The 9,927-nt window shown below is 54.6% G+C and carries 10 protein-coding genes; 6 read left to right on the top strand and 4 right to left on the bottom strand.

Annotation, left to right across the window (positions count from 1 at the left end; translation table 11 throughout):
* Positions 1-48: 48 nt before the first annotated feature.
* Positions 49-750 carry an SDR family NAD(P)-dependent oxidoreductase gene (locus ACI9KD_RS09635; protein ID WP_414980954.1) on the bottom strand — a complete coding sequence of 234 codons (702 nt, stop codon included), beginning with the start codon at positions 748-750 and terminating at the stop codon, positions 49-51.
* A 74-nt stretch (positions 751-824) separates the two neighbouring features.
* Between ACI9KD_RS09635 and ACI9KD_RS09630 the strand changes: the two genes are divergently transcribed.
* The 3 genes from ACI9KD_RS09630 to ACI9KD_RS09620 all read left to right on the top strand — a co-directional run bounded on the left by ACI9KD_RS09630 (position 825) and on the right by ACI9KD_RS09620 (position 4,444).
* Positions 825-1,322, top strand: coding sequence for a 6-pyruvoyl trahydropterin synthase family protein (locus ACI9KD_RS09630; RefSeq protein WP_414980953.1), 498 nt, complete (start codon positions 825-827; stop codon positions 1,320-1,322).
* Between the two features lie 92 nt (positions 1,323-1,414).
* Entirely contained in the window at positions 1,415-3,469 is a 2,055-nt protein-coding gene (locus tag ACI9KD_RS09625; protein ID WP_414980952.1) for a S9 family peptidase, read from the top strand.
* Between the two features lie 3 nt (positions 3,470-3,472).
* Positions 3,473-4,444 (top strand): quinone oxidoreductase family protein, encoded by a 972-nt coding sequence (locus ACI9KD_RS09620; RefSeq protein ID WP_414980951.1) that lies wholly within the window; start codon positions 3,473-3,475, stop codon positions 4,442-4,444.
* Here ACI9KD_RS09620 and ACI9KD_RS09615 read toward each other — a convergent pair.
* Positions 4,430-4,930 carry a TlpA family protein disulfide reductase gene (locus ACI9KD_RS09615; protein WP_414980950.1) on the bottom strand — a complete coding sequence of 167 codons (501 nt, stop codon included), beginning with the start codon at positions 4,928-4,930 and terminating at the stop codon, positions 4,430-4,432. The genes ACI9KD_RS09620 and ACI9KD_RS09615 overlap by 15 nt on opposite strands.
* Before the next feature lie 4 nt (positions 4,931-4,934).
* The gene (locus ACI9KD_RS09610; RefSeq protein WP_414980949.1) at positions 4,935-6,155 is read right to left on the bottom strand and encodes a YihY family inner membrane protein; all 1,221 of its coding nucleotides are present in this window, start codon (positions 6,153-6,155) and stop codon (positions 4,935-4,937) included.
* Positions 6,156-6,259: 104 nt separating this feature from the next.
* Between ACI9KD_RS09610 and wrbA the strand changes: the two genes are divergently transcribed.
* The 3 genes from wrbA to sppA are packed head-to-tail and all read left to right on the top strand — an operon-like array spanning position 6,260 to position 9,078.
* Positions 6,260-6,859 (top strand): NAD(P)H:quinone oxidoreductase, encoded by a 600-nt coding sequence (wrbA, locus tag ACI9KD_RS09605; RefSeq protein WP_414980948.1) that lies wholly within the window; start codon positions 6,260-6,262, stop codon positions 6,857-6,859.
* On the top strand, positions 6,856-7,257 hold the full coding sequence (locus ACI9KD_RS09600; RefSeq protein WP_414980947.1) for a DUF2069 domain-containing protein: 402 nt from the start codon (positions 6,856-6,858) through the stop codon (positions 7,255-7,257). Before wrbA ends, ACI9KD_RS09600 begins: the two co-directional genes overlap by 4 nt.
* 6 nt (positions 7,258-7,263) lie before the next feature.
* Entirely contained in the window at positions 7,264-9,078 is a 1,815-nt protein-coding gene (gene sppA, locus ACI9KD_RS09595; RefSeq protein ID WP_414980946.1) for a signal peptide peptidase SppA, read from the top strand.
* Between the two features lie 13 nt (positions 9,079-9,091).
* On the opposite strand, the gene ACI9KD_RS09590 is transcribed toward sppA, so the two are convergent.
* Positions 9,092-9,925 (bottom strand): mechanosensitive ion channel family protein, encoded by an 834-nt coding sequence (locus ACI9KD_RS09590; RefSeq protein WP_414980945.1) that lies wholly within the window; start codon positions 9,923-9,925, stop codon positions 9,092-9,094.
* Positions 9,926-9,927 lie beyond the last annotated feature (2 nt).

Genomic DNA, 9,927 nt, shown 5'->3' with positions numbered 1-9,927 from the left:
ATCAAGAAAACGCGTTCGCGACGCTCCTGCAGCGCAGCTGGACTCACCTTAACTCTCCCGTTGACCAAGGTTGGCATGCAGTACGGATCCATTGAGCACGGGATTGCGATGTGCCCAGTACAGGACCCCAGCAATCTCTTCGGGCTCGATGAGTCGACCAAAACTGTTCATGCCGCCGATTTGCTGTAGTAACGCCTCATCATTGCCCAAATGATTTCGAAGCATTTGTGTGTCGGTGAATCCGGGGCAGATCATCGCGGTGTGAATGCCAGAGCCCATAAGGTCCTGGCAGGTCGCGCGCATCATTCCGAGCTGCGCATGCTTTGAAACCACGTAACTAAAAGTGCCGGGAACCGCTTTTTCGGCGAGTGTCGAGCCGACATATAACACGCTGCTGCCTGGCCCCATACCCGGTAGTAGCGCCCTGGTGAGTCGATTTGCCACGACCACATTCGTCTCCAGCACGGCGCGGAGGCTCGCGTCCTCGCAGTCATCAGCGCTGTCTTTACGCATCTGGCTCGCATTGTGAATGAGGCTGATTTCAGACAGCCCCGAGACGCGGCTTAACAGGGCGTCAATGGCGTCGCCAATACTATCTGGGTCCGCCAGGTCGCAAGGCAAATTGTGCACGCCAGAAACGTCGCAGAGCCGGCGAGATAGATTAACTACCTCATAGCCACCCTCTTGGAACGCCCGGGCAGTGGCTTCACCGATGCCTACGCTGGCTCCGGTTATGATTGCAATGGTCATGCTATTCTTCCTCGGAATTTTGTCATCATACGGCACTCACTAGTAAACAGAGTACGCGATAAAAGAGGGATCGGATGGAACGCCTTGCCACACTGTATATAGATAAGGAAAGCCATAAGTTTTCCGCAGCGCATTACACGATTTTCTCTGCGACGGAGAGGGAGCGTCTCCATGGACACAATTACTCGGTGTCCGCCATGATCGTCGCTCCTATGGGCGCCAACGGATTCGCGGCAGACTACAACGTATACAAGCGACGCATCAAAGCGCTGTGTGACGAGCTTGATGAGTACATGGTATTGCCCGCACGCTCTCCGCACCAAATTGTGGAGGAAGATGGTGATAACTATCGTGTGATATTCAATGGTGAGGAGATGCGCTTTCTCCGATCGGACACGCTGGTGCTTCCAATGACTAATGCAACCGTTGAAGAGTTTGCGCATTACCTTCTGGGTCGTATGCTTGACGCTTCAGCTGGAGAAGCCATTGCCGAAATTCAGCTTTGCGTTGCATCGGGCCCAGGACAAAAGGGCTGTGCAAACTGGTCAGCTATGGACGAGGCCATCGCCTGATCGGAGAAGGCTTTAGGCAGTATTTAGTAACAACACTATGACTGCATGGGCACGTCTTTCACGATGTCCTTGATTCTGGAAGGAGAAACATTGTGCATATATTTTTTCAGCGCTGCTGCGCGACTCTGACGCTGATGGCTGTCTTGGCGGCATTCCCGGTCGTCGCCAAACCGGGGGAAGCCCTGCAACTAGACGATGTTTTTGGACTGCGTTATGCGAGCTCGCCCATCGTGAGTTCCACGGGCGAGGACATCTACTACCTCCGAAACAGCATGGATATTCTCACCGATAAACGCAGTGCTAATTTGTGGACACTCAGGGCGGATGGTACTGAGCATCGGCCGCTGACAACCGGGGCGAGAAAACTGTCTTTTCCGACACTGTCTCCTGACGACTTGCGCGTTGCTTACGTCGATGACGACGATGTGGGTTCGCAGATTTTTGTGCAATGGTTGAAGAGTGGAAGCACCGCACAGCTCACGCGTGGTGGTGAGGCGCCGCGAAACCTCCGCTGGTCGCCTGATGGTCATTGGCTGGCGTTTTCCATGCGCGTCCCCGTTGATTCGCCAACTATGGGTGTGCTCCCCAAAGCGCCTAAGGGAGCGCAGTGGGCGGCGCCTCCGGTAGTGGTAGACAGTATGGTCTATCGCAACGATGGATCTGGATTTCGTCCTCAGGCCTATTACCAGATTTTTCTTGTTCCCGCTGACGGTGGTGCGCTCAAGCAGCTTACGGATGGCGCGTATGACCACAGCAGCGCTGTTGCTTGGTCCTCGGATTCCCGGCAGCTGTATTTTTCCGCAAATCGCGGCGCCGACCGCGAGCTCAATGTTGTAAACACCGATATTTTTGAGCTATCCCTAGCGACCCATGAAATACGTCAACTAACGACCCGGCAGGGGCCCGACGGGTCGCTATCACTCTCTCCAGACGGCTCACATCTCGCTTACCTGGGGTGGGATGACAAGCGGATGTCGCACCATCGCTCACGCCTGTACGTGATGAATCTTCAAAAAGAAGAACCCACAGAATTGCTCGCGGATCTTGACCGCAGTATCAGGGATCCACAGTGGTCTTCGAACGGCAAGCGCATCTTCTTTCTGTTCGATGATCAGGGCGACACCGTTCTGGCAGTGACGGATCTCCGTGGTCGAATGCAACGTTTGGCTACTGGCTTGGGAGGCACCTCGTTGGGGAGACCGTACTCTGGCGCAGCCTTTGCAGTTGGTGGTGGAGACCGCTACGCCTTTACTATGGGTAGTACGCAGCGACCTGCAGATGTCGCGACGGGACGTGACGGCAAGTCTCCGACTCAGCTTACGACCTTGAACGAGAATGGACTTGGATCAAGGTCGTTGGCATCAGTCGAAGAGCGCTGGTTTGAATCATCCGCTGGTGGTGAAAAGATTCAGGCTTGGGTGGCGCTCCCATCGGGCTTTGATTCGACGCGCAAATACCCGTTGATTCTTGAAATCCACGGTGGTCCACACACTAACTATGGGTCACGATTTTCGGTAGAAGTGCAGCTCTATGCGGCGGCGGGGTACGTGGTTCTCTATGTCAATCCACGCGGCAGCACCAGCTATGGCGAACGCTTTGCTAATCTCATTCATCACAACTATCCCTCTGAAGATTACGACGACCTCATGACTGCGGTCGATTCTGTGATCGAGGAGGGCTATGTCGATGCTGATCAGTTGTATGTCACCGGTGGTAGTGGAGGTGGTGTGCTAACCGCATGGATTGTTGGCAAGACGGATCGTTTTCGTGCGGCAGTCGTTGCCAAGCCGGTTATCAACTGGACAAGTTTTACGCTCACGGCGGATATCGCACCCATGGTAAGTCGCTATTGGTTTCCAGCAATGCCCTGGGAAGACCCAGAGCACTATTGGAGCCGCTCGCCGTTGTCCCTGGTGGGCAATGTAACGACGCCCACGATGTTGTTGGGCGGCGATGCGGACTATCGGACGCCTATTGCGGAGTCTGAGCAGTACTATCAGGCATTGAAACTGCGTGGCGTCGACACAGCCATGGTGCGTATTCCTGGCGCGTCGCACAGTATTGCGAATCGTCCTAGCCAGCTGATGGCAAAGGTGGCTGCTATTTTGGCCTGGTTTGAGCGTTATTCCCAAGCCCAGGAGGACTGAGCGATGGTCAAGACTGTACAGGTACAAAAAGTCGGTGGGCCCGAGGTCATGGCTTTCGTCGATAGTGAACTGGCTGACCCGGGGCCTGGCATCGTTCGGGTTGGCAACCGGGCAATCGGCTTAAACTACATCGACACCTATCACCGCAGTGGCTTGTATCCGCTGCCGCTTCCCACGAGTATCGGTCTTGAAGGCGCTGGCGTTGTGGAAGCCATCGGTGAGGGCGTGGATCTTTCGGTGGGCGATCGGGTTGCCTATTGTGCGGCAGGGTTTGGCGCCTATAGTGAAGCAATCTTGCTGCCGGCAGAGCGACTCGTGCCTTTGCCCGAAGGAATCGACTTTGATACGGCTGCAGCGGTACTTCTAAAAGGTGCCACGGTAGAGTATCTCCTCCAGCGTTTGTATGCCCTGCAGCCTGGGCAGCGGACGCTGTTTCCTGCCGCTGCTGGCGGTGTAGGACTGCTGTTTGGGCAGTGGGCATCAGCACTGGGTGCCGAAGTAATTGGCACGGTAAGTAGTGAGGCTAAACGTGAGCTCGCCTTGGCCAACGGCTATTCACATTGCTTTTTGCATGAAGAAGCGGACATTGTGGGTAAAGTCCGGGAGATTACCGGTGGGAGTATGCTGGCTGTCGTTTACGATGGCGTGGGTGCAGCCACCTTTACAGATTCCCTGGATTGTTTGGCACCTCGAGGTCTTATGGTGAGCTTTGGTAATGCCTCCGGTAGTCCGCCGGCCTTTGACTTGCAGCAGTTATCTGCCCGGGGTTCTTTGTTCATCACTCGGCCGAGCCTGATGAGTTATGTCGCGACCCAGGCGGAAATGCGTGATAGCGCGGCTGCAGTGTTTGAACGTGTTTTGGATGGCCGGCTAAAGGTCACTATCGCCCAGCGATATCCTTTGGCCGAAGTGCAGCGTGCCCATGCTGAGTTGGAAGCACGTCGCACTGTGGGATCCTCGCTACTGATCCCCTGAATGTTTGATGGACTCAGCGCTGTGATCGTTTGCGTTTGTGAGTCCAGCGACCTCTAGCAGTGAGTGCTCCGTCTGTGGGCCCACTAGCACGGCAACTACGTTTCCCTCAGGGTCGATCACAAGCGTAGTGGGCAGAACCTGAGGGCGATCGATGCCGTAGCGGGCAGCCGGATCGATGCTCAGAGTCGGGAATTGCACGTTCAGGCTGTCGAGCTGAGACTGCAGATCCTCGCCCTGAGCGCCGTCGTAATTGACGCCCAGCACTCGCACGCCATCGCGTTTGTGGAGTAAGTTGAGCTCGGGGATTTCTTTGATGCAGGGTTTACACCACTCAGCCCAATAGTTCACGAAGGTCCAGCTTCCGGCGCTATCCAGACTACTTGGGTCCTGCGATCCTGGTTTGTCGCAGCCATTCATACCTGCGATTAACAGCAGCAAGATGGCACCGCGGAGCCAGTTCGCCGTTGTGTTGTTGAAAAACTTCATGGGCTCAGTACTCGAAGAGAGTGGCAAGGGGTATGTTCATATGTTCCCGAATACCTTGCTGTTGTTCATCCAGCAAAGTGATCGCGCGCTGTTCCCAGCTGGGCATACTGTCTTTGGACTGGATGGAGAACTCACCTTCGGTATCCAGCCATTGCTGTAGTTGCCAAAGGGGGACGCTGTGTAAATCCCTGGCGAGAAGATAGTGGCCTCGCTCATCCTGAGCGATCACGCGATGCTTCAAAAAGCAGTCGCGTAGTTCCTGCCAACTCTCTGCATCCACGGTAAGTTTACGCCCTTTCAAAAGATTCAGTTCTTTGAGCGGAAATCCTTGCGCCTGTCGTCGCCAAAGGGTTTCCAGAATCTCCAATCCCTTGAGTAGCAGGGGGCGTCGCGCCTGCGCTTCGCTTTGGTAGGCCGACAGGCTGTGCACCACAATGGCCGAGACGAGAACGATGATCCAGGAGATATAAATCCACAGCAGAAACAATGGCACCGCTGCGAATGCCCCGTAGATAAAGGTGATGCTAGAGCCGGCGACAAGCTTAGTGAACAAGGCTCGGGCGATGTTAAAGCTCGTCGCGGCGATGATGCCGCCAACAATCGCATGCTTCACGGGAACTCTACAGTTAGGTACTGCGGCATAGACTAAGGTGAAGCCCAGCACTTGCAGAAGATAAGGCATTATACGCAGCAGTAGGGCGCCAATCCCGATGATGTCCCATTGCTCGAGTTGGCCGGCAAAGGAAGCGAGAAAGGTACTGACACCTAGGCCTAGACCAATGGTAATTGGGGCTAGAGACAGAATCGCCCAATATAGAAGAAAGCTGGATACCGTCTCACGATTTCCACGCGTACGCCAGATCAGATTGAATGCCTGCTCAATATTTCGCAGCATCAGTACAGCGGTGGCTATCAGAAAGGCGATACCAAAGCCGGTAAGGTTTTTGGCTTGCCGCGAAAAATCAGATACGTATTCTTCAATGCCCGCGGAGGTCTCTGGAACGAGGTTGTCAAACAGCAGCTCCTGGATCCTGGACTCCAGTCCCTGAAAGGCGGGTACCGCAGAGGCCATGGTGTACAACACGGTGAGCAGGGGCACTAGAGCAAACAGCGACATGTAGGTCAGGGCCGCGGCGGTGTCTCGGCAGCGGTCGGACTGGTACCGCGTCCCGAGGTATAACGCTCTGCGCCAAAGCTTTCGAAAAATATCTATTGTTACTTCCATCAGTTAATTATCGCAGAAAGCATGCCGGGGACACATGGTGATGGATGATGTGGTCACTTTGCTATACTCCTTGTACTCTCCTTCTCCCATCAAAGCCTATATTTATGCAGCCACCAGCCTATGTCTTGGTTCTTTTCTACAGCCGTCAGAGTAGCACCGAGGCCATGGCGCGTATGGTTGCTCGAGGAGTGAGTAGCGTTGCAGGGTTTGAGGCGCGACTTCGTACTGTTCCAGCGGTTTCGGCTGAGACCGAACAAACTGCCGACACGGTGCCAGATGAGGGACCTCCTTATTGCAGTGTCGACGATCTGCGGCACTGCGCAGGACTCGTGTTGGGGTCGCCCACGCGTTTTGGAAACATGGCGGCGCCGCTGAAGTACTTTATTGATCAAACATCGGACCTTTGGCTAAGTGGATCAATGATTGATAAGCCCGCTGCCGTTTTTACGTCCACGGCGAGCTTGCACGGAGGACAGGAGAGCACCTTGCTGTCGATGCAGTTGCCATTGCTACACCACGGGATGCTGGTGATGGGTTTGCCCTACAGTGAGGCAGGGTTGATGACCACCAGTTCTGGAGGTACGCCCTACGGTGCCAGCCACTGGGCTGGCCCTGATGGCGGACGTGCCATGGACGATACCGAGTCACAGCTATGTCGCGCTCTTGGTCGTCGTGTGGCGCAGACCTGTGCGCGCCTAGCATGAGTGGCGATACAGTGACGCTTACCCCGAGGGCGGCATCGGTCTCATGGATTTTTGCCGGTATGTGGTGCGGTCTGCTCTTACTGCTGGGCACTCAGCTTTTAGATGCATGGCAGCGTTCCGTGCCGCCGGTGCTTTTGTTTTTCTGGTTTACACCGCTGTTGATTCTCCTTCCTGGGATCCTGCGTGACCGTTTGCGCAGCGTCACCTGGATGGCTTTTGTGAGTCTTATGTATTTTATCTGGTCTGTGCTGCGTATCTTTGCGGAGCCAGATAGTCTCCGTGCTCAGGTGGAGCTCGGAGCCGTTATTTTACTGTTCATCTGCTCCGCATTTTACGTTCGTCAGCGTGGTCGCGAGTTGCGAAACTCTCGAGACGTCGGCATAGAATCCGAGGAATAGCAACGCGTGATCAAGCGAAGTCTTTTAGCGATATGGCGTGGACTCACGATACTGAGGCTGGCGTTAGCAAATTTGATTTTTGTGCTGGTGCTTGTGGTGTTGTGGGTAACATTCACCGGCAAACCCGAGTCTTTACCTGAGCGCGCGGCCCTCGTTCTTGATCTTACCGGACGCGTAGTGGATGAACGCAGTCGGGTTGAGGCGGCGAGCCTGATTTTTGCGCAAGAGCCTGCAAGTCAAGAGATTCTGCTGATGGATCTGATCGACGCCGTCGAGTTTGCTCGCAGTGATGAGCGTATCTCCGCGTTAGTACTTCAACTGAATGGGCTGGTTTCTATTGGTCAGAGCAAGACAACGGAGCTTGGAGAGGCCATTGCGCGTTTTCGTGAAAGTGGCAAGCCGGTAGTTGCAGTAGGCGACTACTACAGTCAGGACCAATACCGTCTTGCGGTGGAGGCTGACAACGTGTTGATGCACCCCTTCGGCGCCGTGGCGCTGGAGGGCTATAGCGTCTATATGAACTACTTTGCTGATGCCCTGGAGAAACTATCGGTCACCATGCATGTGTTTCGTGCAGGAGAGTACAAGTCTATAGCGGAGCCTTTGCTACGCAATGATATGTCTTCCGGTGAGAGGGCTGTTACGCAAGAGTGGCTGGGGGATCTTTGGTCCGCTTACAGCGTTGCGGTTGAGGATCGTCGAGGACTGGAACGCGGTGCGCTTAACGCTCTACTCAACGATTTTTCACAGCGCCTGCGTAGTGAGGGCGGTAACGCCGGACGTCTAGCTTTGCAATCGGGCCTGGTAGATGAGCTCTTGGATCGCCGGCAGCAAAACGAGTATTTAGCGTCGCTGGTAGGTGCTCAAGAGGAAGACGGAGCTTATTCTTCAGTGCCGTTTGCGCAGTACATATCCCAGATGCGACCGGCATTATTCGCGCCGAACCTCCCGACGGTTGCGATTGTCACGGCCCAGGGCAATATGCTTCCCGGGGAGCAGCCTCCCGGCACGATTGGTGGCGACACGCTCTCACGACTGCTTCGTGATACTGCGGAACGAGACGCTACGAAAGCCATTGTTCTGCGTGTTACTACTGGTGGAGGCAGCGTTTTTGCGTCAGAGATTATTCGCGCACAGATCGAGCGCATTCGAAAGAGCGGTATGCCGGTAGTGGTGAGCATGGGAAGTATTGCTGCTTCCGGCGGTTACTACATTGCGACAGCTGCAAACCGTATCATTGCCACGCCGACAACAATTACCGGGAGTATCGGCGTGTTTGCCGCGTTTCCTACGGTGGAGCGTTTGTTGGCAAAAGGCGGCATCCAGACGGATGGCGTGGGTACCACTGATCTTGCTGGAGGGCTCCGGCCCGATCGTGCACTTGATCCATCGGTGTCCGACGCCTTACAACAGTCAGTCGATGATATGTATCAGCAGTTCCTTAAGTTGGTTTCCAACGGTCGGTCCATTGATATGGAGACACTCGACGACTTGGCACAGGGACGCGTGTGGAGTGCTAGTGACGCGTTGGACGCGCGGCTTATTGACGGTTTGGGTAGTCTGGATTACGCAGTAGAAGAAGCGGCAACACTTGCCGGGCTTAGCGAAAACGAATATACCGTCATCAGTATCATGCCGGAGTTCTCTTCCCGAGATCTCCTTTTACAGCAGCTCAGTGACCGCATGGGCGTTAGTCGACTCTTAGCTGTGCCAGGTTTGGAATTGATATGGGGACCGGTTCAACAAAGCGTCAATCTTCTCGAGAGCTTTGCTGACCCCGGTCACCTGTACATGCGTTGTGTTAGTTGCGTTCCACAGTAGCTACTGTCGCAACTTAGGCTGCTTTAGGGGTTTCTTCTGGGCGCTGCATATGCAGTTCCATTTGTGGGAAGGGGATGGAGATGCCGGCTTCGTCAAAGCCTAGCTTGACGGCTTCTGTGGTGTCCCAAAGAACAGCCCAGTAGTCTGCAGCGTTCACCCACGGGCGCACCAAAAAATTAACACTCGAATCGGCTAACTCGCCTACGGTAATTACCGGAGCGGGTTCTGCGAGCACTCGAGGATCAGCTTTGATGATTTCCTGGAGAATCGTCTTTGCATGATGCAGGTTGTCTCCGTAAGAAATACCAAAGACCATATCAACCCGCCGTGTGGCTTTGGCTGAGAAGTTCGTGATATTCGCGCCGATAATTCCGCCGTTAGGAACGATGATCTCTTTGTTGTCCGGGGTCGTCATCGTTGTTGTGAAAATACCGATGGTCTCTACAACACCCATGGTTCCTGCTGCTTCCACGAAGTCACCTTTTTTGAAAGGCTTGAAGATAATCAGCATGACGCCTGCGGCAAAGTTGCCTAAAGAGCTTTGCAGTGACAGACCGATAGCCAGTCCCGCGGCGCCTAGGAGAGCAACCAGCGACGTGGTATCAACGCCAAGTCTGCTCAGCGCTGCAATCGTCACGAACAGCAGGCCGACCCACTGTAAGATTGAGCAGACAAAGTTGACCAGCGTTTCATCAGTACCGCGGCTCAGCATTACTTTGTGACACACGCTGACAATACGTCCGATTACCAAGCGGCCCACATAAAAAATCACAATGGCGAGCGCCAGAGCTGTGCCGTATTCGATAGCCAGTGGCAGCCACTGCGCGGGATCTTGCAAGAGTTCCATGT

Origin of the sequence: Congregibacter sp., from assembly GCF_047617445.1 — a bacterium.
Taxonomy (GTDB): domain Bacteria; phylum Pseudomonadota; class Gammaproteobacteria; order Pseudomonadales; family Halieaceae; genus Congregibacter.
This window is presented reverse-complemented; position numbering and strand designations above follow the sequence as displayed.